The sequence below is a fragment of the Lentibacillus jeotgali genome (assembly GCF_000224785.1).
Classification (GTDB): Bacteria; Bacillota; Bacilli; order Bacillales; family Amphibacillaceae; genus Lentibacillus; species Lentibacillus jeotgali.
Window position 1 is genome coordinate 59,803 of sequence record NZ_AGAV01000012.1, and the last position, 26,743, is coordinate 86,545.

A 26,743-nucleotide genomic window follows, 5' to 3' on the forward strand; every position below is an offset into this window, starting at 1 on the left:
CCAGTAATCACTAACTGCTGATATGCACATAAACTATTTTGAACACCTATTTTGAAGAAGCAGTACGGAGGGATTTTTAGTCATGACGCAACAAATTGCTGTAATAGGCGGAGATGCTCGCTATCTGGAGCTGATACGTCAGCTGCAGGCATTGCCCAATACGACGATTTCACTGGTGGGCTTTGACAAACTCGAGCAAGGTTTTACCGGGTTAAACCAAACCGACTTCGCTGATTTGGACCAAGGGAAGATGGACGCGATTGTATTGCCAATCACAGGAACCGACCCCCAGGGGTATGTAGAAACCGTGTTTTCCGATCAGACAGTTCAGCTGACAAATGAGTGGTTTGAAGGTTTGGGTGATAGTACGGCCGTATTCACCGGCATTTCTAACGACTATTTGGATGCTGTGAGTAAAGCATCGAATGTAGAACTTGTTCCATTACTTAACCGGGATGATGTTGCCATTTATAATTCAATTCCGACAGCCGAGGGTGTGATCATGATGGCGATTGAACATACCGATTATACCATTCATTCATCAAGGGTGATTGTTGTCGGGTTTGGCCGGGTCGGAAACACAGTCGCTAATAAATTTGCCGCACTTGGGGCGAAGGTTTCAGTCTGTGCTAAAAGTATTATGGATCTTGCGAGAATTACAGAGTTGGGACATACAGCTATCCCGTTTGACGAATTGCATAAATTTACACATGACTGTGATTTATTAATTAATACAGTTCCTGCCCGAGTGGTTACGAAAAATTCAATTCAACATCTTCCGCCGCACGGCATTATATTTGATCTCGCCTCAAAGCCTGGTGGCACCGATTTTGATTATGCAAGACAGCGGGGCATTAAGTCGATTTTGGCAAAAAGTCTGCCTGGAATCGTCGCTCCGAAAACCGCCGGAAAAATTTTGGCTGATGTTATTAAACAATTTTTGCTTAAACGAGAGGAGAAGATATGATGGGATTGAAAGGAAAGCGGATTGGGTTTGGTGTGACCGGATCACACTGCACCTATGACCAAGTATTTCCCCAGCTGGAAAAGCTGATGGATGCCGGGGCAGAGGTAATACCGGTTGTATCGTATACAGTACAGAATACGGACACCAAATTCGGAAAAGCGGATGATCATGTCGCAAAAATTGAATCTATTACGGGAAAACGTGCCATTAAAACCATCCCGGAAGCAGAACCGCTTGGACCAGAACTCCAGCTTGATTGCATGGTCGTGGCGCCATTAACAGGGAATTCTATGAGCAAGCTGGCTAATGCGCTGACCGACACGCCGGTCTTAATGGCCGTAAAGGCTACAATGCGAAATCAGAACCCAATTGTCCTAGGTATATCCACGAACGACGCCCTTGGGTTAAATGGCGTCAACCTGATGCGGCTGATGGCGAGTAAATTCTTTTATTTTATTCCATATGGCCAGGATAATCCATATAAGAAGCCCAATTCACTCGTCTCTAATATGGACCTGTTGTCTGATACCATTGAATCGGCATTAAACTATCAGCAACTTCAACCCGTGATTATTCCTCATATTAATGATAGTATGGTAGAATAAGGTGGAAATAAACTTATTAGAGAGGTGTCTTACGGAATGGCAGAAAATAATCCAGTTAACGTTGCAGTCGTTGGAGCTACTGGAGCAGTCGGAGAAAAGATCATTGAAATACTCGAAAATAAGGACTTACCAATTAAAGAACTGAAACTATTATCTTCCAAACGATCAGCGGGCAAAAAAGTGACATTTAACAATCAGGAGCTGACGGTGGAAGAAGCGTTACCGGAAAGTTTCAGTAATATAGATATTGCCTTGTTCTCAGCTGGAGGTTCGGTTTCAAAAAAGCTGGCACCTGAAGCTGTAAAGCGCGGTGCAGTTGTTGTTGATAATACAAGTGCTTATAGAATGGCTGAAGATGTACCGTTGGTCGTGCCTGAAGTAAATGAGTCGGATATTCAGTCACATAACGGTATTATTGCAAATCCAAACTGTTCCACGATTCAAATGGTAGCCGCCCTGAAACCAATTCAGGAAGCGTTTGGCCTGAGTCGGGTTATTGTATCAACCTATCAGGCGGTATCCGGAGCAGGAAACAAAGCGAACGAGGAATTGGATAATCAGGTTAAACAATATGTGAACAATGAGGACATGACAGCCGAGCTGCTTCCTGTCAAAGGCGATGAAAAGCATTATCCGATCGCCTTTAATGCACTCCCGCAGATCGATGTGTTTCAGGAGAACGGCTATACATTTGAAGAAATGAAAATGATCAATGAATCGAAAAAAATTCTTCACGCTCAGGATTTACCTGTTGCAGCAACGTGTGTCAGATTGCCGTTCTTCACATCACATGCAGAGAGTGTCTATATCGATGTTGAAAAAGAAGGTTTAAGTGTTGAAGATATATGGAACGCACTAAGGGGAGCCGACGGTGTCACACTTCAGGACGATCCGGCTACACAAACGTACCCGACACCGCTGAGTGCAGCCAACAAAGAAGATGTGTTTGTCGGCCGTGTCCGCAAAGACCTGGACAGTAATAAGGGCTTCCATTTATGGGTTGTGTCTGATAATCTGATTAAAGGTGCTGCATGGAATACAATCCAAATTGCAGAACGTTTAATTGCTAATAAATGGCTTTGAGATAGAGGTGGAACAATGCAGATATTAGTCCAAAAATTCGGTGGTACTTCTGTTCAGACAGAAGATAATCGCACTCATGTTATACAACACATTAAAAATGCGCTCATGAACGATTACAAAATAGTTGTTGTCGTATCTGCATTAGGACGGAAACCTGCTCCATATGCAACAGACTCATTGCTGGATCTGGTTGATTTTCCTAAAAATTATAATTCCAACCGTGAATTGGATATTCTGATGTCCTGCGGGGAAACCATTGCCTCGGTCGTATTGTCAAATGAGCTGCAAAAAAATCATATTAGTGCGACAGCTTTGACAGGTGCACAGGCGGGATTTGTTACAAACGATGATTTTAATCAGGCAAAAATTAAAGAGGTGAAGCCGGATCGGGTTCTTAACGAATTTAAAGAGCATGATGTTGTCGTTGTGGCCGGTTTTCAAGGTCAGTCCTCTGACGGTGAGATTACAACCATCGGAAGAGGCGGTAGTGATACAACTGCCGCTGCCATGGGGGCTGCTGTTAACGCAGAGCGGATCGAAATTTTCACCGATGTTAACGGTATTATGACTGCCGATCCGAGTGTGGTATCATCCGCAAGACCGCTGGATATTGTGACCTACACAGAGATTTGCAACCTTGCCTATCAGGGTGCCAAGGTTATTCATCCAAGGGCCGTGGAGATAGCCATGCAGGCAAAAATCCCTATGCGTGTGCGATCGACGTACGTCGAGGATGAAGGCACGCTTATTACAGCGTCCAGAATTCAGGAAATGGGCACGGATATTCCGGATCGTTTGATTACCGGAATTGCCCATATGTCCTCCATAACACAAATAAGCGTTCAGACAAAAGAAGAAACACACCGGCTGCAATCGGATGTTTTTAAAGCCATGGCTGAAGCAGGCATTTCCGTTGACTTTATCAATATTTCACCAAATGGGGTTATTTATACGGTACCGGATACACACACTAAAAAAGCCGTCCACATTTTAGAAACACTGGGCTTTTACCCGGAAATTACCAAGAATTGTGCCAAGGTTTCTGCAGTTGGAGCAGGTATGACCGGGGTTCCGGGCGTCGCATCAAAAATTGTTCAATCGCTGACAGATGCCGGGGTTCAAATATTACAATCAGCTGACAGCCATACAACCATCTGGGTGCTTATTCATGAGGATGATTTAAAACCGGCAGTAAATGCATTACATGATGTTTTTGCATTGAACGTTGCGGATAAAAACCTTGTATAACAGGTTGTGAAAAAGTCCCTCATAAAAGCATTTGCATGTGATTTCTAAAATTTGATGAAGAAGGTGTTTTCGTGGGCTTTGGTAATTTATTGACAGCGATGGTAACGCCGTTTGATGCGAATAACCAAGTTGACTTTGCCAAAACAACAAAACTGATTGAACATTTATTGGAGAATGGAAGTGAAGGATTGGTTGTCGGCGGTACGACAGGTGAATCACCGACACTAACGACTGATGAGAAAATTGCGCTTTTTAGACATACAGTCAAAGTCGTTAATAGACGGGTTCCGGTTATAGCTGGCTCAGGAAGCAACAGTACACAGGCATCCATTACGTTAACCAAAGCAGCTGAAAAGTCTGGTGTAGACGGGGTAATGCTTGTGGCGCCCTACTATAACAAACCGAACCAAGAAGGACTTTACCATCATTTTGCGGCAATAGCCGGTGAAACGAGATTGCCGGTGATGCTATATAATGTTCCAGGCCGCACCGTTGTAAAGATTAGTGCAGAAACCATTATCCGGTTAAGCCAAATCGATAATATTGTTTCTGTAAAAGACGCAAGCGGTGATCTTGATCTTGTTTCCAATGTTATTGAACATGCAGATGATGATTTTAGTGTTTACAGCGGCGAAGACAGCATTACATTACCGCTTTTGGCACTCGGTGGAGATGGTGTCGTCTCTGTAGTGGCTCATATTGCCGGTAATGATATGAAGGGAATGGTCAATGCGTACCAGTCGGGCGATGTGGTGCGCGCAGCATCCATACACCGCAAATTACTTCCGGTCATGAACGGGATGTTTGCACAGCCTTCACCGGTGCCAGTGAAGACAGCACTGAATATCACAGGCGTTAATGTTGGCGGTGTTCGTCTCCCGTTGATGGCCATGTCTGATGCAGAGCGTGAGACTTTAAGGAATTTAATACAACGTTAAAAATATCGGCATTTCCGCCGATATTTTTATTTTCGTATAACTACTTTCTTGCCTGGTGATATGCCAAGTTTCTAAAATAATTTGCATGATTTCTTCCTGTAAAGTCCATACTAATTGATAGTTATTATTTCAAATAGTAAAGTCTCTGGAAGGAGTGTCCATAAATGGAAAAGGAACCATCAAAGAAAGACGACCAGAATCAGGGGGACGAGGCCAATAATTCTTCACTGGTTCAAAAAATCCAGCAATTAGGACAGTCAAACGTTCCACAAGCTCCTGATTCCAATATTCATGTGCTGTCAATCATTGGACAGGTTGAAGGGCATGTTCAGTTGCCGGCACAAAATAAAACGACTAAATATGAACACTTGTTGCCGCAGCTTATTGCCGTTGAACAAAATCCTAAAATAGAAGGGCTGATTATATTATTGAACACCGTCGGCGGTGATGTGGAGGCTGGTTTGGCTTTATCTGAAATGATTTCGTCCATTTCCAAACCAACCGTTTCGATTGTGTTGGGCGGAGGACATTCGATTGGTGTTCCAATCGCCGTTTCTGCCGATCACTCTTTTATAGCTCCGACAGCAACCATGACAATTCATCCCATTAGGCTAAACGGTTTAGTCATTGGTGTACCGCAGACATTTGAATATATGGATAAGATGCAGGACCGTGTAATTGACTTTGTGATCCATCATTCAAACATTGAAGAAGAGAAATTTAAAGAACTTATGTTTGCAAAAGGGAATCTGACAAGGGATATTGGGACGAATGTGATTGGAACAGACGCAGTCGAATATGGGTTGATCGACGGTGTTGGTGGTGTCAGTCAGGCGATGGTTAAACTAAGTGAAATGATTGGCGATAATAATCAGGGACCGGAAGAACAGCAGGTGATCCAGTGATGCTGTATACACCTTTATCAACAACAGATATTTTTCCGTCCTCGGATAAAGAGTTTCAAAAAAGGCAATGTGTTTCGCATAACGGGAAACAGCTATATGTAGAGGAAAGAGATGATGGACAATACCAAGTGCTCCAATTGCTTTCCACTGATCCCAATGATTTTATGAACTCTGATTATCAGCCGGGTACGATTTTGCGTTAACCAGCGCTAAACATTAAAAACTGTGCTATAATGGAACTAATTGTCAAGAACCCTTGCCTGTTGACTGGCAGGGGTTTTGTAAAAAGCTGGGATAAAAAACCTGAACTAACTAGAAATTATGGTGGTTAGGATATACCCGCTTTGGAAACTTGGCGAAAAGTTTTCCCAAAGTTGCAAGCTATGGTTTGAAAGACTGTCTAAAACAAGTGAGGTGATAAATATGGCAAAGAAGAAAAGACGCAAAAAGAAAAATCAACTTAATAAACAGGTGAAGTATGAACTGCTGGGATTGTTATTTATTTTTCTCGCTATTTTTGGCAGTGGTGCCAGTGCCATTAGTGACGGAGCAATCCCTGGAGGTCTTGAGCATATTTTCCGTTTTTTTCTGGGAATCTGGTATTTCATCGCTTCAGTATTTTTACTTGTAACAGGGCTTATTCTCATGGTTAAACGGCGATATCCCTACTTTTCAAATAAGAAATTAATAGGTTTTTATATCATTTTTGCCGGTGTTTTATTGCTCACACATATTCAGACTTATGAAAGATTGCTTGTTTCCTCGGAAGAAACATCAATTCTAAGTGCAACATGGGAGCAATTCTTTGCATTTGTAAGAGGCAATGGTGAAGCACTTCAGACTGGCGGCGGAATGATTGGAGCTATATTATTTACATTTTGTTACTTTTTATTTTCTGCCGTCGGAGCCAAAATTGTGGCTGTTTTTTCAATTCTAATAGGAATTATCTTTATGACAGAGTTTTCACTGGGTGAATTCTTTTCCAAGTGGAGTAAACGCATAATTGAAATGGTGAAGTCGATTAAAAAGCGTGTATTAACAGCCCGGGGAAACCGTCTCAGGTCAGAGGATAAAGAGGCTTATGACACAGTCCCTGAACAAGATGATAGCCCGGTGACGGACGAGCCTGTTATTCAGGATTTTACGGATGTGGCTTACTCCTTTGACACGCAAGAACTAGACACTCATTCCGAAAATGAATCAGAGACTCGTGATACAATTCAAACAGTTGAAACAGAAAGTAAAACGGACAATGATAATCCGCTGCCAATGACTGAAGCGGAAAATCATGAATATGAACTGCCATCAGCCAACTTGCTTGCTGAACCGACTCAAAGTTCCCAGCAGCAGGAAAAATCACAAATTCAGGCGACAGTCAGAAAACTGGAACGGACGTTTAACAGTTTCGGGGTTAAGGCCAGAGTGACCAAGGTGCATGTTGGCCCCGCTGTTACAAAATATGAAATATATCCTGAAGCGGGTGTAAAAGTCAGCAAAATTGTAAATTTGCATGATGATCTCGCACTTGCCCTGGCAGCAAAAGACATCCGCATCGAGGCCCCTATACCCGGGAAATCGGCTGTCGGTATTGAAGTCCCTAATCATGAAATTGCTCAGGTATCACTGAAAGAGGTATTGGATAATTCAGTCACAAAGCAATCTTCCAAACTATTATTTGCGCTTGGCCGTGATATTTCAGGGGATGCCATTGTATCGGAATTGAGTAAAATGCCGCATATGCTCATTGCCGGAGCTACCGGCAGTGGTAAGAGTGTTTGTGTAAATGGTATTATTACAACGATTTTGATGCGTGCTAAGCCCCATGAAGTTAAAATGATGATGATTGATCCGAAAAAAGTTGAATTGAATGTGTATAACGGTATCCCGCACTTATTAACGCCGGTTGTGACAGACCCGAAAAAAGCTTCAAGGGCGCTGAAAAAAGTGGTAGCTGAAATGGAACGACGATATGATTTGTTTTCTGAAACAGGAACCCGTAACATCGAAGGTTACAATGAGTACATCCACAAATATAATCAGACATTATCTGAGGAGGAAAAGCAGCCAAATTTGCCATATATTGTCGTGCTCGTGGACGAACTGGCCGATTTGATGATGGTTGCTTCTAATGATGTTGAGGATGCCATTACGAGACTTGCCCAAATGGCACGTGCTGCCGGGATTCATCTCATTCTTGCAACACAGCGTCCATCGGTAGACGTTATTACGGGTGTCATTAAAGCAAATATCCCTTCCAGAATCGCGTTCAGCGTGTCTTCTGCCACCGATTCGCGGACAATTTTGGACTCCGGCGGTGCTGAAAAATTATTGGGCCGCGGTGATATGCTATTTATGCCGGTAGGATCCTCAAAGCCTACTAGAGTGCAGGGAGCATTTTTATCTGACGAAGAGGTAGAACGGGTTGTTGATCATTGCATTGATCAGCAAAAGGCTTCATATCAGGAAGAAATGATTCCTGAAGAAACAAGTGAAGTGACGTCGGAGGTCGATGATGAACTATTTGATGATGCCGTGCAAATGATAACGGAAATGCAAAGCGCCAGCGTATCCATGCTGCAGCGGCGTTTCCGAATCGGCTATACAAGAGCGGCGCGTTTAATCGATGCGATGGAGGATCGCGGTATTGTTGGTCCGTATGAAGGAAGCAAACCAAGAGCGGTCCTTGTATCACAGGCCAATGAAGAAAAAACCTCATGAGCGCACCAAGAACGGACATGCCTTTTAACAGGATGTCCGTTTTTTAAAGATCAAAGATGCGGTAGCTTTAGATCCTTATATTGTTAACGCTCTGTAAACAATTTTAAGAAAATTTACCTATATCTATTTATTTATCTTGTAGAACGTGTTATATTTATGTCGAACTACGGATTAGTCATACGTCAGATGTCAGATCTCTGATATGACGGTACATACTTGATAAAACGTGAAAATTAAAGGATGGAGACGTCATGTCGTTGAAAATGGATTCGCGCCACTTATACTTGCAGGTAATTGACCAAATTAAACGCGATATTGAAAACGGTAAATACAAAACGAAGCAAAAGCTGCCATCGGAATTTCAGCTTTCAAAGGAACTGGGGGTCTCCCGAGCGACACTACGTGAAGCTTTAAGGATACTGGAAGAAGAAAACATCGTAACACGGCGCCATGGTGTAGGCACATTCGTCAATCCAAAGCCTATCTTTTCTTCGGGAATAGAACAGCTCAATAGTGTGACATATATGATTGAACAATCCGGTAAAACACCGGGTTCACAATTTCTTTCTACTGAAATATTAGAGCCGACAGAGGATGAACAGGTCAAGTTTGAACCGAAAAAAATCAGTACACTGGCGAAAATTGAACGCGTTAGAACCGCAGACAATCTGCCTGTTGTGTTTTGTATTGATAAGCTCCCTGAAGGTTTGATCCCGTTGGACCGGGTGCATCAGACCGACTCTATATTTAAGTTAATTGAAGAATCCTCCGGTAAAGAAATCGCTTATGCTGTAACATATATTGAGCCTGTCGGTTATCATGATCGAATCTATGAAATTTTAAAATGTGATCCTGACCAGTCCTTGTTACTGCTTAAGCAAATGCACTACACGAATGAAGATGAACCAGTACTGTATTCGGCGAATTTCTTTCGTTCAGATGTATTCAGTTTCCATGTTTTAAGGAAGCGTATGTAAAGGATTTCATATATAAACAAGGGCGTTTAGGATGGGAAAACCCCGATTCTGTTCAACTAACAATCAGTGGGGAAACCCACCCCACTGATTGCAGTTTCACCTATTTGAGGAGGTGATGGTGCAATAATATTGGCTGGTGTCGGCGTGGCTTTTTATCAATCTTTATTTTTAATCTAGGGGGTATTAGCGTGGAGAATCGGAAATTCATTTTGTTATTTGCTTTACTGTTCAGTATTGGAATGCTGTTGGCAGCTTGTGGCGGCAGCGGTTCCGAAGAAGGAAATGCCGGATCTGAAAGCGGTTCAAATGATGACAACAGTGAATCAAGCGGGGGGTCATCAGATTTTTCAGCTGCGATGGTAACGGACGTCGGGGGTGTTGATGACAAGTCGTTTAACCAGTCCGCTTGGGAAGGGTTACAGGCATGGGGCGAAGAACATGGTATGGAGAAAGGCCAAGGCTTTGATTATGCCCAGTCCAACAGTGACTCAGACTATGCGCCAAACTTAAATCGTCTGGTACGTGAGGATTATAATTTGGTATTCGGTATAGGCTATAAATTGGCAGATGCCATCAAGGATGTTGCTGGCCAGTACAAGGATACAAACTTTGCAATTGTTGACGCCGTTGTTGAAGGGGACAATATTGCGAGTATTACCTTCGCTGACCATGAAGGGTCATTCCTGGCAGGTGCTGCCGCTGCTAATAAAACCAACACAAATAAAGTAGGCTTCGTCGGCGGTACGGATTCGGATCTTATTAATAAATTCGAATCGGGATTCGTTGCAGGTGCCAAAACGGTCAACCCCGATATTGAAGTGGAAGTCCAGTATGCAGGTGCCTTTGATGCGCCTGACGATGGCAAATTGATTGCTTCGAATATGTATAAGAACGATATCGATGTTATCTATCATGCCTCAGGTGCCACCGGTAACGGAGTGTTTGCACAGGCAAAAGACATCAAGAATAACGACCCAGAACGCGAAATTTGGGTGATAGGCGTAGACCGTGACCAATATGAAGAAGGACAAATCGGCGATCAAAACGTCACGCTGACTTCTATGGTCAAGCGGGTTGGAAACTCTGTTCAGCAGGTTAGTAATATGGGAATGGAAGGTGAATTCCCTGGTGGGGAAGTGCTTGAATTTGGCGTTGAAGATGAAGGTGTTGGACTTGCAGACACGAATGAAGAGGCATATACGGATGAAATCGCCAAAGCTGTGGAAGAGTGGAAGCAAAAGATCATAGACGGTGAAGTCGAAGTGCCACAAACACATGATGAACTCGATGAGTATTTGAACTCATTGTAAAATTTATAGAAGAAGGCTGGTGATAGCCAGTCTTTTTCTTCTGAATTGAGCTGTTGAAGTTTTAAAAATTTTCAAGTGAAGAGATCAGTTCCCTGCCCCTTTTCATTTGGCAATTTTTAAAGACCCGATTCTGTTCAACTAACATTCAGTGGAGGAAAGCACTCCACTGAGTGAAGTTTCATTTTACCCGTCTTAACGGGCAATAATCCGGCAAAAGCGGCATCTGACCGAGGCCTCTCAGAGTAATAGCTGTCAAGACTTAAAGGAGTGTTCAAACATGGATTATGTTGTTGAAATGATAAACATTCGGAAGGAATTTCCCGGCGTTGTAGCTAATGATAATGTGACGCTTCAGTTAAAAAAAGGTGAAATTCATGCTTTGTTAGGCGAAAACGGTGCAGGGAAATCAACCCTGATGAATATCTTATTCGGGTTGTATCAGCCCGAAAAAGGGGAAATTCGCGTAAATGGTAAGCCCGTCAAGATAACTGACCCGAATGTCGCGAATGATCTTGGTATCGGGATGGTGCACCAGCACTTTATGTTAGTGGAGCCATTTACGGTGACACAAAATATTATCCTGGGAAGTGAACCAACGACGTTCGGAAAAATAAACTTAAAAGAAGCTGAGCGGGAAGTTCAGAAATTGTCTGATCGGTATGGTTTGCAGGTGGATGCCACTGCCAGGATAAGGGATATATCAGTCGGCATGCAGCAGCGGGTTGAAATACTCAAAACATTGTACCGTGGTGCGGAAGTTTTAATCTTTGACGAACCGACCGCTGTATTAACCCCGCAGGAAATCACCGAATTAATGGAAATTATGCATTCATTAATTGCTGAAGGGAAATCAATCATTTTAATTACGCACAAATTGAAAGAAATAATGGAAATCAGTGACCGGTGTACAGTAATCCGCAAAGGTGCCGGGATTGATACACTGGATGTGAATGACACCTCCGTAACTGAACTGGCCTCGCTTATGGTCGGCAGAAATGTCAGTTTTAAGATTGACAAGAAACCTGCCGTGCCAAAGGAAACGGTACTAAGTATTCAGAACCTGATGGTAAAAGATAAGCGAAAAGTCGACATGGTTAAAGGCATGAATCTGGAGGTGCGGGCAGGAGAAATTGTTGGAATTGCCGGTGTTGATGGCAATGGACAATCAGAATTAATAGAAGCCATCACCGGGCTTCAGAAAACTGAATCCGGTTCCATCCGGTTAAATAATGATGATATGACGAATCTATCACCGCGTAAAGTTACTGAAAGTGGCATCGGACATATCCCGCAGGACCGGCATAAATATGGTCTTGTTCTCGATTATTCAATTGGGGAGAATATGGTGCTGCAAACATATTATCAGAAACCGTTTTCCAAATATAAGACGCTCAATTATAAGGAAATATTCCAAAAGGCTGCAAAGCTGATTGATGAATATGACGTCCGAACTCCCAGCGTTCATACAAAAGCACGGGCTTTGTCTGGTGGAAATCAGCAAAAAGCGATTATCGGCCGGGAAGTCGACCGTTCCCCCGATTTGCTGATAGCTGCTCAGCCGACAAGGGGGTTGGACGTCGGTGCAATTGAATTCATTCATCATAGATTAATAGAAGAGCGTGACAAAGGGAAAGCTGTTCTGCTCGTTTCTTTTGAGCTCGATGAAATATTGGATGTCAGTGACCGGATCGCCGTTATGTTTGATGGGAAAAATGTAGCCGAAGTTAAACCTGAAGAAACGGATGAAAATGAATTGGGCTTACTGATGGCAGGGAGCAGCACGGAAAAGGCAGGTGAGAAATAATGAATGCCAATAGACTATTTAATATTCTTGTACCGGTTATTTCTGTTTTAATCGGTCTTTTGGCTGGCGCCCTTATGATGCTTGGCTTTGGCTATAATCCGATAACAGGATATGCGGCATTATGGAACGGTGCTTTTGGGGATTTATATTATTTCGGTGAAACCATACGTCAGGTAACACCATACATATTCACCGGTTTGGCTGTTGCGTTTGCGTTCAGGTCCGGCCTGCTAAACATCGGTGCTGAGGGCCAGGTTATTGTTGGCTGGCTTGCAGCGGTATGGATCGGTACAACGATTGAAGCACCTATGATTATTCATCTGCCTTTGGCTATTATCGTTGCTGCATTCGCCGGTGCTTTTTGGGGATTTATCCCTGGTCTTTTGAAAGCAACCCGGGGAGTTCATGAGGTTATCGTGACGATTATGCTGAATTACACAGCTCTGTATTTAGCCAATGCAATTGTTCGTAACGTTCTTTCCGATAATGAGGATAAAACACCAGATGTCGCTGCCACAGCTTCACTGGCTTCTGAGTGGTTTCAGAATATGACTTATTTCTCACGTATGCACTATGGCATTTTTATCGCTTTATTCGCTGCTGTTATCATGTGGTTTATCATTGAGCGGACCTCAGTTGGTTATGAACTGAAGTCGGTTGGGTTCAACGAGCATGCCTCGAAATATGCTGGCATGAACGTCAAATGGAATATTATACTGTCCATGATAATTTCTGGAGCGTTTGCTGGTCTGGCAGGTGCGATGGAAGGATTGGGCACATTTGGTTATATGTCTGTGCAATCAGGGTTTAATAACCTCGGTTTTGACGGGATAGCAGTGGCGTTGTTGGGAGCAAACACTGCTGTTGGTGTCGTGCTCGCTGCTTTTCTGTTCGGAGCGCTCAAAGTGGGTGCGTTAAATATGCCTACCGAAGCAGGCGTGCCGACTGAATTGGTTGATGTTATCATTGCACTCATTATTTTTTGTGTTGCATCAAGTTATATTATTCGCTGGGTGCTGCTTCGCTTTAAAAAGGAGGAGAACTAAATGGGAGTTGTTGATCTATTGCAATCGATTATTCCACAGGCCTTATTCTTTTCGGCACCTTTGATCTTTACAGCCCTTGGCGGCGTGTTCAGTGAAAGATCCGGCGTTATCAACATTGGCCTGGAAGGTCTGATGGTCATGGGCGCATTTGTCGGAATTGTATTTAACCTGGCGTTTGCCGAAGTACTTGGATCGTGGACACCGTGGGTATCGATTGTCGTTGCTGCGGTGATATCAGTTATTTTCTCACTGATTCACGCAGTGGCAGCCGTCTCATTCCGTGCAGACCAGGTTGTCAGCGGTGTTGCCATTAATTTCCTCGCATTAGGATTAGGTGTCTTTCTCACCAAACAATGGTATGGCAAAGGGCAAACAGATATCGTTTCACAGCAGTTTTTCACACGTGATATTCCGCTTCTGGCCGATATTCCGATTATTGGGGAGATATTTTTCCAGGGGATTTATTTAACATCCTACGTGGCGATTGCACTGGCATTTGCAGCATGGTATGTGCTTTATAAAACACCGTTTGGACTGCGGCTGCGGTCTGTCGGTGAGCATCCAATGGCTGCTGATACGAACGGAATAAATGTTCCTAAGATGCGTTATATTGCAGTCATTCTATCAGGTGCACTTGGAGGCCTGGGCGGGTCTGTATTTGCCTTAACAATCGTTTTGAACTTCTCCCATGCGACCATTGTCGGTCAAGGGTTTATGTCATTGGCAGCTGTAATCTTTGGAAAATGGCATCCATTAGGGGCAATGGGAGCGGCTTTGTTTTTTGGCTTTGCTCAGAGTCTGAGTGTTATCAGCGGCGGTGTTCCGCTGCTTGAAGATGTGCCGCAAGTCTTCCTGCTGATTGCACCATATGTATTGACGATTTTGGCATTGGCTGGGTTTATTGGACGCGCTGAAGCGCCAAGAGCCAATGGTGAACCTTATATTAAAGGAACGAGATAACATTTTTGTTTCATCGCCTGAGTTGTTTTGAAATAAAGCAGCTCGTGTTTTTGCTATAATATAACGTATGTAAGCCACACTAAGTAAGCATGCACATTCAACATATACATAAGGAGGATCCTGAATGAATGGGACCTATGAAGAGGCAGTGAATGAAAATGGTATGAATTTCCATTTTGTTCCAACTAAAAAATTTAAAACGATAGCCATCACGGCTAAACTTAAAGCCCCCTTAGAACGGGAAACGATAACACAGCGCGCATTGCTGCCATATATTCTGCAGCAGGGGACACAGTCCTATCCGGATCGAAGTGCGCTTCAGATGAAACTCGATAGTTTATACGGGGCTGTTTTATCAATCAATGGTTCCAAAAAAGGCAATCATCACATTATGACAATTCGTCTCGAAACAGCCAATCAGAAATTTATTTCGCACGAGTCTGATATCGTGGATGAAGCAGTGAAGTTATTTAAGGAAATTATTTTTGAGCCGAATCATGAAAATAATGCTTTTCCCGGGGAGGTTGTATCCCGGGAAAAGGATACACTCAGACGAAAAATAAATACAGTTACAGATGATAAAATGCGTTTTGCCAATATGCGTCTGATTGATGAGATGTGCCGTGACGAACGGTATAAACTGCACATCCATGGGTATGAAGATGCTTTGGAACGAATAACTGCCGAAAACTTATACACTTATTACAAGGCGATGTTACAGGAGGACCAGTTTGATATTTATGTATCAGGAGATATTGACAATGAAGCCCTAAAAGCTAAGCTGCTGCCGGCATTTCAGCACCATAGGCGGTCCGGTTCAAAGAAACCTATGCAGGAGGCGGAAAAGTATCCCGATCAGGCGAATGTGATCATAGAAAACCAGCAAATTCAGCAGGCAAAGCTGCACTTTGGCTATCGCACTCACATTACGTTTGGAGATGACGACTACTTTGCTTTGCATGTTTTTAACGGTTTGTTTGGAGGTTTTCCGAGCTCCAAATTATTTATTAACGTAAGAGAAAAGAACAGCCTGGCTTATTACGCTGCATCAAGATTCGAAAGTCATAAAGGTTTATTGTTCGTTTTCAGCGGTATCGCGCCTCAGGATTATGAACAGGCGAGAGATATCATTGAACAGCAAATGGACGCCATGAAAAAAGGGGTCTTTACCGAAGAGGAAATGGCCAATACAAAAGAATTGATCGTTAACCAGCTGCTTGAAACGATGGACAATTCGAAAGGGATGGTTGAACTGCTTTATCAGCAGGTTGCCGGTGAAATGAACCTTTCCCCGGATGCGCTGATTGATGGCATCAAAAATGTCAGCAAGGACGATGTTATTCAGGTCGCTAACAAGTTAGATCTGGATACGATTTACTTATTGACAAGCCCAGGGGGTGATATAAATGAATAAACTGGTATATGATCAAATCGGGGAGACTGTCTATAAGGAAAAATTGGAAAATGGCCTGACTGTTTTTCTGCTGCCTAAATCTGAAATGGCCAAAACGTACAGTATATTTTCCACCAATTTCGGGTCGATTGATCAGACATTTGTACCAATCAATGAGACGAAGCAGATTAACGTTCCGGAGGGTGTCGCACATTTTCTGGAGCACAAGATGTTTGAAAAAGAGGACCGGGATGTATTTGCCGATTTCGGCAAACAGGGTGCATCAGCAAATGCTTACACCTCTTTCACGAAAACAGCATATTTATTCAGTGCTACTGACCAAATCGAAAAAAATATCGAAACATTGCTGGATTTCGTTCAGAATCCATACTTTTCTGAGGAATCGGTTGAGAAAGAAAAAGGGATTATCGCACAGGAAATTGAAATGTACAATGACCAGCCAGATTGGCAATCATTTATGGGGACACTAAGGGCACTATTCCATCATCACCCGGTAAAAATTGATATCGCAGGCACGGTGGATTCCATTTATGCAATCACAAAGGATGATTTATATACGTGCTACAATACATTTTATCACCCGGAAAACATGACGTTGTTCATAGCCGGTAATTTTAATGAACAGCGGATAATGGATCTGATCCGGCGAAACCAGACATCCAAAGATTTTGCCGAACTGGAAAATATTAATCGTGGTTACCCGGAAGAGTCCGCGTCGGCAGCCAGGAAAGAGAACAAAATGACAATGCCTGTGTCCGTCCCGAAGTGTACAGTCGGCATTAAGGAGTCATCATCTGAACTGAGCGGTGATGAATTTATGAAGAAAGACCTGCTGCAGGATATGGTGGTCGATTTTTATTTTTCAAAAGGCGGACCATTTTACCAGCAGCTTTATGAGAAGCAGCTGATTGATGCGAGCTTTTATTTTGAAACGACGCTTGAGAAAAATTTTGGCTATACATTTATTGGTGGCAACACAAGTGAGCCAGATCATTTTGCCGATACAGTCAGAGATTTGCTCAAATCCACCCGTGAGGCGCTATTCAGTTCTGAAGAAGTTGAACGTATGAAGAAAAAGAAAATCGGCCAATTGCTGAGAGCCATGAATTCTTTGGAGTTCATTGCCAATCAATACATTCATTATGAAACAGTGGGTGCTGATCTGTTCGGCATTATTCCCGCCATCCAGTCACTTACTGTTGAAGACGTTAACAACTTTTCCCGGAACTGGATTGAAGATGAGCGTATAGCAGTATGTAAAATAGTGAACGAATAGGGGATTTCAATGGGGAAAAATGTATTAATTATCGGCGCAAGCGGTGATATTGGGACAGCCGTTGCCGGGCAGCTTGCCGGTAATGGCTGGCAGCTGATTTTGCATTATAATCAGAATAAACGGGCGATGGAATTCAATCGGAGGCGTTTGAACAATGAAGCCATCCTGATGGAAATACAAGCTGATTTAAGTGAACAATCGGGTATCAATTATCTGTTAAGCCAGTTTGCTTTTCCGGTGGATGCCATTGTTTTTGCAGGCGGAAGAGCACAATACGGGTTATTCCAGGAAACTGACGAACAGGTGATGGATGCCATGCTGACATTGCATGTGAAAGCTCCGTGGGCGATAACAAAACATATACTTCCTTCAATGATTCACAAGCAGCATGGAAGAATTATTTTTATCACGTCGGTATGGGGAGAGGCGGGTGCCGGAAATGAAGTGGTTTATTCATCTGTTAAAGGCGCGCAAAACAGTTTTGTGAAAGCATTGGCCAAAGAAACCGCACCCTCTGGCATTGCCGTGAATGCCGTAAGCCCAGGCTTTATTGATACAAAAATGAATCAGCATCTGCTGGCAGACGAAAAGGAAAGGATTGTTGATGACATTCCGGCAAACCGCGCAGGGACTTCTGAAGATGTTGCCAACACTGTCAGTTTCCTGATGAATGAACAGTCTGATTATATCCATGGAGAGATTATCCATGTCAGCGGTGGCTGGCAATCTTAAAAAGCCATGCATAAACGAATCCATAAATCAAATACTATCCATGTAAAAAATATGAAGGAGGCAGATTTAAATGTCCGTTCTTGATAATTTTGACACATGGAAAGCATTTTTAGCTGACAGACTTCAGCAGGCTGAGTCCCAAGGTATGGGGCAGCAAACCATCTCAAACATGGCTTACGAGGTTGGAGACTATCTGGCGGCCAACACAGACGCAAAAAACAATGAAGAGGCTGTATTACAGGAAATCTGGACTGCTGCATCTGATGATGAACGACATGCAATTGCCAGTGCAATGGTTAAACTTGTACAAAATCAGGGAAATGCATAAATGAACGATAAAGAAGCTGCCAAGGTAAGCAGCTTCTTTATTTTTTCCTGAATATAACCATAATCTCCTTTTCTTCATACATAAAATACTTTATTATAGTAATATAGCAATTTTAATCAGTATGCGCACAGAGGGGTTTGCTATGGAAAAAACAGAGTGGTATCTTGAATATGAAATACAGTATAACCGCCCTGGTTTACTTGGAGACATTTCCTCGCTTTTAGGCATGCTTTCCATTAATATTATATCCATTAATGGTGTGGCCGCCTCAAGACGGGGAATGCTGCTGCTTTCCAGGAAGGAAGAACAGATAACAAGGCTAAAGTCAATTATGCAAACAATGGATACAATTGAGATAAAAAAAGTACGCAAACCGAAACTCCGTGATAAACTTGCCGTCAGACACGGACGTTACATCCAAAGTGATGCGGACGACAGGAAAACATTCCGGTTTGTCAGGGATGATTTGGGTATACTCGTGGACTTTATGGCAGAGCTATATAAAAAAGAAGGTCACAAATTAATCGGGATCCGCGGGATGCCACGCGTCGGAAAGACAGAATCGGTTGTAGCAGCAAGTGTCTGTGCCAATAAGCGATGGTTGTTTGTTTCAAGTACATTGCTTAAACAGACCATCCGAAATGAGCTTATTAAAGATGAGTATAATCATGATAATTTATATATTATTGATGGAATTGTTTCAACACGCCGGGCTAATGAACAACATTGGCAGCTCATCAGGGAAATTATGCAGCTTCCCGCCATCAAAGTTGTTGAACACCCTGATATGTTTGTCCAGGCTACCGAATATAAATTGAGTGATTTCGATTATATAATCGAACTTCGCAGCGATGAAAATGAAGAGATTACATACGAGCCGGTAAACAACAGTTTTGGCCAAGAAGACGGCTTTTCAATGTTCGATTTTTAAAATGGATGGTGTTATGCATGGAGATCGGAGAAAGATTGAAAGAAGCGAGAGAGGAGCAAAACGTGTCCCTGGAAAGTCTGCAGGAGACAACAAAGATACAAAAAAGATATCTTGAGGCGATTGAACAGGGGAATTTCAAAATATTACCCGGAACGTTTTATGCGCGTGCCTTTATTAAAGAATATGCTGCAGCAGTCGGACTTGATCCCAATGAACTGCTGGAGGAGTATAAAGGGGAAATGCCGCAGACTGAGGAAGAAAGCGCGGCGCAGTATGCACATATTCATCGCTCACGCAAGGATAACAATGCAACGAAAAACACCAATATTTTTTCCTTTATACCGACTGTAATTGTCGTGCTGTTGGTGATAGGCATCTTTTTCGTTATATGGCTTTTTTATCAGGGGACCGTCTCTGAAGAAAGCACGGAACCTGTTCAGCCACAAGATGATAATGCGGTAACATATAGTGAAGACGAGGAAAATCTGGACAGCAACCAGACGGAAAATGAGAGCTCCGGCGGTGAATCGGAAGCAGCGGATGACTCCGAATCGGAGAACTCAAGTGACGAAAACACTGAAAATACATCAGAAGAATCCGAAGATCCAAAACCCGAGTTTGCGGTAGAGGAAGAAGGAACAGGCAGCCCTCCGGAATCAACCGTCACTCTGAATAATGCAAGTGATGAGGTAACCGCTAAAATTGAAGCATCCGGAAAATCCTGGCTTGATGTGGAAAATGATGCCGGCGAATCATTATTTTCTGGTATGGTGAATACCGACAATTCACCGGTGGAGGTTGATTTGAGCAATGCTGAACGTGTATGGTTCAGTGTCGGCAGTGCACCGGCTTTGGATATAACGATTGACGGGACTGCTCTGGAATACCCGGTTAACCCTGAAGAAGAGGTTTATCAAAAAATCTGGGTTAATATTAATAAAGCCGGGGAATAGTTATGATCAAATGGAGGTTATTTGAAAAACCCTTCCTTAATTAACAGGGAAGGGTTTTACATGCAGGAGGGATACAGTTTGAACGTACCAAACAGGATGACACTTTCACGAATTCTTTTAATCCCTATTTTTATTATTTTGCTGAGTGTTCCATTCAACTGGGGTGAATGGAACATTGGTGATACAGTATTGCCAATTTCGCATTTTGCTGCTGCGTTACTATTTATCATTGCGGCAGCAACCGATTGGGTCGATGGACACTATGCCAGAAAATATAATTTAGTAACAAATCTCGGGAAATTTCTGGATCCGCTCGCTGACAAACTGCTCGTTGCAGCGGCACTGATTTTACTTGTGGAACTCGGAATGGCCCCTGGATGGGTTGCAATCGTTATTATCAGCAGGGAGCTGGCTGTAACAGGCTTGCGTCTTGTGGCAGCAGGTGAAGGAATTGTGCTTGCAGCAGGAAGCATGGGAAAATTGAAGACAGCGACCCAAATGATTGCCATCGCTGTATTATTGCTGCATGATTTTCCATTTTCCTACGCAGCTATCCCATTCGGAACGATTATGCTGTATATATCATTATTTTTCACCGTGGCATCAGGTTATGATTATTTTGTGAAAAATTGGCATGTAATGAGGGATTCCAAATGAGAAAAAATTTAAACGCTGAAATTGTTGCAGTCGGTACTGAATTATTATTGGGTCAGATTGCAAACACGAATGCCCAATGGATATCTGAAAAACTGGCTTCAATTGGTATAAACGTTCATCACCATGCCGTTGTCGGTGACAATCTGAGGCGGGTTGAAGAACAGTTCCGAATTTCCGGAAACCGGGCTGATGTCGTTATTGTTACCGGCGGGCTGGGCCCGACTGAAGATGATTTAACCCGCGAGGCTTTTCAGCAAATAACGGGCATGGAAATAGTGGAACATGAACCAGCCATGAAGAAAATTGAAGCCTGCTTTCAAAAACAAAAAACAGCTATGACACCGAATAACAGAAAACAGGCGCGTGTTTTTGCCGGATCTGATGTAATTGAAAACAATACGGGAATGGCATCAGGCATGTCGCTTTCTTATGAGGGGTCAACGTGGTTCTTTCTGCCGGGCGTGCCAAGAGAGATGAAACAGATGATGACTGATAGTGTTTTGCCGCATTTGCAACAGCTGTCGGGTCAGGAAACAGTGATTAAATCAACGATGCTGCGTTTTACCGGAATTGGGGAATCGCGCCTTGAACATGAGCTGCAGGATTTAATTCAGAAACAAACAAACCCTACGATCGCTCCTTTGGCCCAGAATACGGGTGTAGCTATCCGGCTGACAGCAAAAGCAGCGACTGATAATGAGGCTGCTGAACTGTTTGAGCATACTAAACAGGGTATCCTGGGCAGAGTTGGTGATCACTTTTACGGTGTTGACGACCAAACACTGGAAGAAAAAGTTCTGGCAATGCTGAAGGAGGCAAATAAATCTGTTGGAGCCGCTGAAAGTTTAACAGGCGGGATGTTCACGGACAAACTGATCGCTGTACCCGGAGCCTCTGAAACATGCCGCGGCGGGATTGTCTGCTATGATACAAACGTAAAAAAGAATGTGCTCGGTATCCCTGAAGATTTCATCTGGCAGTATGGTACCGTCAGTGAAGAATGTGCTGCGGCCATGGCTGAAAATGCGTCCAACCTGCTGAATGCTGATATAGGTATCAGTTTTACCGGGGTTGCAGGTCCTGACAGCATCGAGGGGCATGAGGCAGGTACGGTATATATTGCCCTGTATGATAAATCAGGGAAAAAGCTGACCAGGAAATTTAATTTTTCAGGCAGCCGTCAGGCAATTCGCAGGCGGACCACAGTAAAAGGCTATGAACTTTTATTCAATTTCATAAAATAAATCTATGGCCTCAAGTATTTTGATGAAATATCAGTTTTTGTATCTTGTTATCTATTAAAATTCTTTTTTAGGAATTTTAACTGCTTTAAAAACGGGAACATTCATTCGTTTTATTCTTGGCAAATCTCTTAAAAAAGAGTATGATATAACTAGCTCATTCATAAGGAGGTAAGCTCGTTGGGAGATAAAAAACAAGCTTTAGATATGGCGTTAAAACAAATTGAAAAACAGTTCGGCAAAGGCTCAATCATGAAACTCGGTGAGCAGGAAGGCCAAAAGGTAGCAACGATTCCAAGCGGATCGCTCGCTTTGGATGTCGCTTTAGGGATTGGTGGTTATCCGCGGGGACGAGTCGTTGAGATTTATGGTCCGGAATCTTCAGGTAAAACGACAGTTGCACTTCATGCGATTGCGGAGGCTCAGCAGCAGGGCGGACAAGCTGCGTTTATTGATGCTGAGCATGCGCTTGACCCAACATATGCACGGGCTCTGGGTGTTGATATTGAGGAATTGCTGTTATCACAGCCGGATACCGGGGAACAGGCGCTGGAAATAGCGGAAGCACTGGTGCGCAGCGGTGCGGTTGATATTATTGTGGTTGACTCAGTGGCTGCGCTGGTTCCGAAAGCTGAAATTGAAGGTGAAATGGGCGATGCACACGTCGGTTTGCAGGCACGTTTGATGTCTCAGGCATTGAGGAAGCTTTCCGGCGCTATCAATAAATCCAAAACAACTGCTGTATTTATCAATCAGATCAGAGAAAAAGTAGGCGTTATGTTCGGTAATCCCGAAACAACCCCGGGCGGCCGTGCACTTAAGTTCTATTCATCTGTGAGACTGGAAGTGCGCCGGGCAGAGACACTGAAGCAGGGAAATGACATGGTCGGGAATAAAGCGAGATTAAAAGTTGTCAAAAATAAGGTCGCCCCGCCGTTTAAACAGGCAGAGGTTGATATTATGTATGGCGAAGGGATTTCCAAAGAAGGCGAAATACTGGATATAGCTTCAGATCTTGACATTATCCAAAAGAGCGGTGCGTGGTATTCCTATAATGGGGAACGGCTCGGACAAGGCAGAGAGAATGCCAAACAATTCCTGAAAGAAAATCAAAACATTAAACTGGAAATTCACCATGCAATCCGGGACCATTACAATATGGATGAGGAACCTGAAGAGGAATCCGAAGAGGGATCTGAAACAGGCAATCAGGAAAGACTGGATGTTTAAATTTAAGAAATTCCGAATAAATCCTTTGCTGGCACAGGCTGGTAGAGGATTTATTTATCCTGTCTTAACGGGCAGCAAGGAAACTACAGCACTTTTTCAAAAAATCAAGGTGTGACAATGACGAATCAGGTGTCCGTAAAGAACCTGACCGTTTCAGTTGCGATACACTGAGAAATCGGCTGCGCAACTTATCGTTATATTTTGGGTAATAACTATTACGATTTCTTGACATTAGTTGATGGTAACAGTAAAATTAACATGTATAATTTTCTATTATATTATACAATAAATTATTTATTATTGAACATTGTACATGCCGACAATAATGAATCAATTGTACAACTTTATAGCAATAGGAGGTGAAATCATGGATAATCCCTTAATCATCTCCATTTTGCTTGCCGTAATCCTAATCGTCGGTATTGTTGTTGGTTATCTGATTCGTAAATCTATTGCAGAAGCTAAAATTTCCAGTGCGGAAAATTTAGCCAAACAAATAGTAGATGAGGCACATCGTAATGCGGATGCTGCCAAAAAAGAGGCACTTCTTGAAGCGAAAGATGAAAATCATAATCTTCGTCAGCAGACGGAAGAAGACTTACGTGAGCGACGATTGGAAGTACAAAAACAGGAAAATCGTCTTATGCAAAAAGAAGAGAATCTGGATAGAAAAGACGAAGCGCTTGATAAGCGTGAAACAATGCTGGAGGGAAAGGAAGAATCACTAACAGAAAAACAACAACAAATTGAAGAAATGGAAAGCAAAGTGGAAGCGATGCTTAATGAGCAGCAAACGGAGCTTGAGCGGATTTCCGGTTATACAACTGACCAGGCAAAACAGGTTATTTTGGAACGAGTTGAGCAGGAGGTTAACCACGAATCAGCTTTAATGATCAAAGAAGCCGAGAATCGTGCCAAAGAGGAAGCGGATAAAAAGGCCAAAAGCATTCTTTCACTGGCCTTGCAGCGCTGTGCTGCAGATCACGTTTCTGAAACAACTGTCTCTGTCGTAAACCTTCCGAATGATGAAATGAAAGGTCGGATTATCGGCCGTGAAGGGCGCAATATCCGAACCCTTGAAACATTGACAGGAATCGATTTAATCATTGATGACACACCAGAAGCGGTCGTTCTGTCAGGGTTTGATCCAATACGTCGGGAAATTGCCCGTATGGCACTGGAAAAGCTCGTTCAGGATGGCAGAATTCATCCGGCCAGAATCGAAGAAATGGTTGATAAAGCCAGACGTGATGTTGATGACTACATTCGTGAAGTTGGCGAGGAGACAACATTTGAAGTTGGCATACATGGATTGCACCCCGATCTCGTCAAAATCCTTGGCCGCCTGAAATATCGTACAAGCTATGGTCAGAATGTATTGAAGCATTCCACGGAAGTTGCATATCTCTCAGGGTTGCTTGCTGCTGAATTAGGCGAAGATGAAACACTGGCAAAAAGAGCCGGCTTGCTTCATGATATTGGTAAAGCAATTGATCATGAAGTCGAGGGAAGCCATGTTGAAATTGGTAAGGAACTTGGGATCAAGTACAAAGAGCATGAGGTTGTAGTTAATTCGATTGCTTCTCACCATGGCGATGAAGAGGCGACTTCCATCATTGCTGTTCTGGTTGCCGCGGCCGATGCACTATCAGCTGCCAGACCCGGAGCCAGAAGTGAAACATTGGAAAACTATATTAAACGTCTCGAAAAACTGGAAGAGATTTCAGAGTCCTTCGCAGGTGTAGAGAAATCATTTGCGATTCAAGCCGGAAGAGAGATCAGGATAATGGTTAAGCCTGATGAAATTAATGATATTGACTCTGTTCGAATTGCACGTGATATTCGCAAACAAATCGAAAACCAGCTTGATTATCCAGGACATATCAAAGTAACTGTTATCAGAGAAACAAGATCAGTAGAATATGCTAAATAATTTCAAAAAGCCCCGATTGAGCGACGTACATTCATAGACGACGGGTGCTGAAACTGGATAAAAGCGGCCATAATGGCCGCTTTTAATTTGCTTTACAATGATTGGACACTATGTAACACTTGATTAAATCAAATAGATAGGATGAGCACTTATGAAAATACTTTTTATCGGTGATGTTGTTGGCTCTCCAGGCCGAGATATGGTGCAGACATATCTTCCTAAATTAAAGGATAAATACCGTCCGAATTTGACGATTATTAATGGAGAGAATGCAGCAGCAGGCAAAGGTATTACCCAAAAAATTTACAAGCAGTTTCTCGAATGGGGAGCTCATGTCATTACAATGGGGAATCATACATGGGATAAAAAGGAGATATTTGAATTTATTGATGATGCGAATAATATGATCCGACCCGCCAATTATCCGGAAGGAACACCGGGTAAAGGGATGACTTTTGTTAATATAAACGGTACTGAGATTGCTGTTATTAACGTTCAGGGACGCACTTTTTTACCTGCGATTGATGACCCGTTCCGTAAAGTAGACGAACTGATTGAACAGGCAAAAAAACGAACTGATATTATTTTTGTTGATTTTCATGCTGAAGCAACAAGTGAAAAGCAGGCAATGGGCTGGCATCTGGACGGAAAAGTCAGTGCTGTCACAGGAACGCATACGCATACACAGACAGCGGATGAACGGATCTTGCCTAATGGTACCGCCTATATTACGGATGCTGGCATGACAGGCCCTTATGATGCCATATTAGGCGTGGACCGGGAAGCTGTCCTGAAAAAGTTTTTCACCAGTTTGCCGGTACGTTTTGAAATTGATAAAAAGGGAAGAACTCAATTAAACGGTTTACTTGTTACGGTTGATGAAAATACGGGAAGCGCTTCCAATATCGAACGTATATTAATCAATGATGACCACCCGTTTATCAGCTGAGATGAAAATACGATTATTGCACTAAGGGAGTTTGCTGATGCATTTGCCGGTTCAATGAGCAGATAATATTTGAATGTTTAGAATTATTAGTGCATAATAAGGTAATAAGCTAACATCTCCAAGAATATAGTAGCATTAGAACTACAATAGTAAATGAAGGAGGAACTAGCAGTGGAAGTATTAAAAGTGTCAGCTAAATCTAACCCAAATTCAGTAGCAGGTGCATTAGCGAACGTTTTACGGGAACGGGGATCGGCGGAGATACAGGCAATCGGTGCCGGCGCATTGAATCAGGCTGTAAAAGCAGTTGCAATTGCGAGGGGATTTGTCGCTCCAAGCGGAGTCGATCTAATCTGTATACCGGCGTTTACCGATATTATGATTGAAGAAGAAGAACGGACAGCAATCAAGTTAATTGTGGAACCCAGATAATCTGACTAAATAATGAATTGAATGTTTATCTTATAGCTGAACAGCCTTCCTATTTTTCTAGGAGGGTTTTTTATTTGTGCTGCAGCCATCATGTATTGTTTAATAT

Annotated in this window: 25 protein-coding genes; all 25 read left to right on the forward strand. The window is 42.9% G+C overall.

Going from position 1 to position 26,743, the window contains the following annotated elements; translation table 11 throughout:
* Window positions 1-82 precede the first annotated feature (82 nt).
* The 25 genes from dpaA to ON01_RS08985 all read left to right on the forward strand — a co-directional run bounded on the left by dpaA (window position 83) and on the right by ON01_RS08985 (window position 26,637).
* A complete protein-coding gene (gene dpaA / locus ON01_RS08865) occupies window positions 83-967 on the forward strand; it encodes a dipicolinic acid synthetase subunit A (protein ID WP_010530675.1) in 885 nt (294 codons plus the stop codon).
* Window positions 967-1,572 carry a dipicolinate synthase subunit B gene (gene dpaB, locus ON01_RS08870; RefSeq protein ID WP_010530676.1) on the forward strand — a complete coding sequence of 202 codons (606 nt, stop codon included), beginning with the start codon at window positions 967-969 and terminating at the stop codon, window positions 1,570-1,572. The genes dpaA and dpaB overlap by 1 nt, the downstream gene beginning before the upstream one ends.
* A 36-nt stretch (window positions 1,573-1,608) precedes the next feature.
* The gene (gene asd / locus ON01_RS08875; protein WP_010530677.1) at window positions 1,609-2,655 is read left to right on the forward strand and encodes an aspartate-semialdehyde dehydrogenase; all 1,047 of its coding nucleotides are present in this window, start codon (window positions 1,609-1,611) and stop codon (window positions 2,653-2,655) included.
* 15 nt (window positions 2,656-2,670) lie between these two features.
* Window positions 2,671-3,903, forward strand: a complete 1,233-nt coding sequence (gene dapG, locus ON01_RS08880) for an aspartate kinase (RefSeq protein ID WP_010530678.1) — start codon at window positions 2,671-2,673, stop codon at window positions 3,901-3,903.
* Window positions 3,904-3,974: 71 nt separating this feature from the next.
* A complete protein-coding gene (gene dapA / locus ON01_RS08885; RefSeq protein ID WP_010530679.1) occupies window positions 3,975-4,841 on the forward strand; it encodes a 4-hydroxy-tetrahydrodipicolinate synthase in 867 nt (288 codons plus the stop codon).
* Window positions 4,842-5,005: 164 nt separating this feature from the next.
* Complete coding sequence (locus tag ON01_RS08890; RefSeq protein ID WP_010530680.1) at window positions 5,006-5,746, forward strand: ClpP family protease; 741 nt, start codon at window positions 5,006-5,008, stop codon at window positions 5,744-5,746.
* Window positions 5,746-5,949, forward strand: a complete 204-nt coding sequence (locus ON01_RS08895; protein WP_010530681.1) for a YlzJ-like family protein — start codon at window positions 5,746-5,748, stop codon at window positions 5,947-5,949. Before ON01_RS08890 ends, ON01_RS08895 begins: the two co-directional genes overlap by 1 nt.
* A 220-nt stretch (window positions 5,950-6,169) precedes the next feature.
* Window positions 6,170-8,464: an FtsK/SpoIIIE family DNA translocase gene (locus ON01_RS08900; protein WP_010530682.1), complete on the forward strand. Its 2,295-nt coding sequence runs from the start codon at window positions 6,170-6,172 to the stop codon at window positions 8,462-8,464.
* 251 nt (window positions 8,465-8,715) lie between these two features.
* Complete coding sequence (locus ON01_RS08905) at window positions 8,716-9,441, forward strand: GntR family transcriptional regulator (protein WP_010530683.1); 726 nt, start codon at window positions 8,716-8,718, stop codon at window positions 9,439-9,441.
* 188 nt (window positions 9,442-9,629) lie between these two features.
* The gene (locus tag ON01_RS08910) at window positions 9,630-10,751 is read left to right on the forward strand and encodes a BMP family lipoprotein (protein WP_010530684.1); all 1,122 of its coding nucleotides are present in this window, start codon (window positions 9,630-9,632) and stop codon (window positions 10,749-10,751) included.
* A gap of 277 nt (window positions 10,752-11,028) precedes the next feature.
* Window positions 11,029-12,555: an ABC transporter ATP-binding protein gene (locus ON01_RS08915; RefSeq protein ID WP_010530685.1), complete on the forward strand. Its 1,527-nt coding sequence runs from the start codon at window positions 11,029-11,031 to the stop codon at window positions 12,553-12,555.
* Window positions 12,555-13,601, forward strand: coding sequence for an ABC transporter permease (locus ON01_RS08920; RefSeq protein WP_010530686.1), 1,047 nt, complete (start codon window positions 12,555-12,557; stop codon window positions 13,599-13,601). Before ON01_RS08915 ends, ON01_RS08920 begins: the two co-directional genes overlap by 1 nt.
* Window positions 13,602-14,561 (forward strand): ABC transporter permease, encoded by a 960-nt coding sequence (locus ON01_RS08925; RefSeq protein WP_010530687.1) that lies wholly within the window; start codon window positions 13,602-13,604, stop codon window positions 14,559-14,561. It begins immediately after the preceding gene.
* 124 nt (window positions 14,562-14,685) lie between these two features.
* The gene (yfmF, locus tag ON01_RS08930) at window positions 14,686-15,975 is read left to right on the forward strand and encodes an EF-P 5-aminopentanol modification-associated protein YfmF (RefSeq protein ID WP_010530688.1); all 1,290 of its coding nucleotides are present in this window, start codon (window positions 14,686-14,688) and stop codon (window positions 15,973-15,975) included.
* Window positions 15,968-17,251 (forward strand): EF-P 5-aminopentanol modification-associated protein YfmH, encoded by a 1,284-nt coding sequence (gene yfmH / locus ON01_RS08935; RefSeq protein ID WP_010530689.1) that lies wholly within the window; start codon window positions 15,968-15,970, stop codon window positions 17,249-17,251. The genes yfmF and yfmH overlap by 8 nt, the downstream gene beginning before the upstream one ends.
* Before the next feature lie 9 nt (window positions 17,252-17,260).
* On the forward strand, window positions 17,261-17,983 hold the full coding sequence (gene ymfI, locus ON01_RS08940; RefSeq protein WP_010530690.1) for an elongation factor P 5-aminopentanone reductase: 723 nt from the start codon (window positions 17,261-17,263) through the stop codon (window positions 17,981-17,983).
* Between the two features lie 70 nt (window positions 17,984-18,053).
* Window positions 18,054-18,311, forward strand: a complete 258-nt coding sequence (locus ON01_RS08945) for a DUF3243 domain-containing protein (protein WP_010530691.1) — start codon at window positions 18,054-18,056, stop codon at window positions 18,309-18,311.
* 142 nt (window positions 18,312-18,453) lie between these two features.
* Complete coding sequence (locus ON01_RS08950) at window positions 18,454-19,242, forward strand: YmfK family protein (RefSeq protein WP_010530692.1); 789 nt, start codon at window positions 18,454-18,456, stop codon at window positions 19,240-19,242.
* A gap of 17 nt (window positions 19,243-19,259) precedes the next feature.
* Window positions 19,260-20,195, forward strand: a complete 936-nt coding sequence (locus ON01_RS08955; protein WP_010530693.1) for a helix-turn-helix domain-containing protein — start codon at window positions 19,260-19,262, stop codon at window positions 20,193-20,195.
* Between the two features lie 78 nt (window positions 20,196-20,273).
* On the forward strand, window positions 20,274-20,852 hold the full coding sequence (gene pgsA / locus ON01_RS08960; RefSeq protein WP_010530694.1) for a CDP-diacylglycerol--glycerol-3-phosphate 3-phosphatidyltransferase: 579 nt from the start codon (window positions 20,274-20,276) through the stop codon (window positions 20,850-20,852).
* The gene (locus ON01_RS08965) at window positions 20,849-22,096 is read left to right on the forward strand and encodes a competence/damage-inducible protein A (RefSeq protein WP_010530695.1); all 1,248 of its coding nucleotides are present in this window, start codon (window positions 20,849-20,851) and stop codon (window positions 22,094-22,096) included. Before pgsA ends, ON01_RS08965 begins: the two co-directional genes overlap by 4 nt.
* A gap of 177 nt (window positions 22,097-22,273) precedes the next feature.
* On the forward strand, window positions 22,274-23,323 hold the full coding sequence (recA, locus tag ON01_RS08970; RefSeq protein ID WP_010530696.1) for a recombinase RecA: 1,050 nt from the start codon (window positions 22,274-22,276) through the stop codon (window positions 23,321-23,323).
* 367 nt (window positions 23,324-23,690) lie between these two features.
* Complete coding sequence (gene rny, locus ON01_RS08975) at window positions 23,691-25,256, forward strand: ribonuclease Y (RefSeq protein WP_010530697.1); 1,566 nt, start codon at window positions 23,691-23,693, stop codon at window positions 25,254-25,256.
* A gap of 151 nt (window positions 25,257-25,407) precedes the next feature.
* Window positions 25,408-26,205, forward strand: coding sequence for a TIGR00282 family metallophosphoesterase (locus ON01_RS08980; protein ID WP_010530698.1), 798 nt, complete (start codon window positions 25,408-25,410; stop codon window positions 26,203-26,205).
* A 171-nt stretch (window positions 26,206-26,376) separates the two neighbouring features.
* Entirely contained in the window at window positions 26,377-26,637 is a 261-nt protein-coding gene (locus tag ON01_RS08985) for a stage V sporulation protein S (protein WP_010530699.1), read from the forward strand.
* Window positions 26,638-26,743 lie beyond the last annotated feature (106 nt).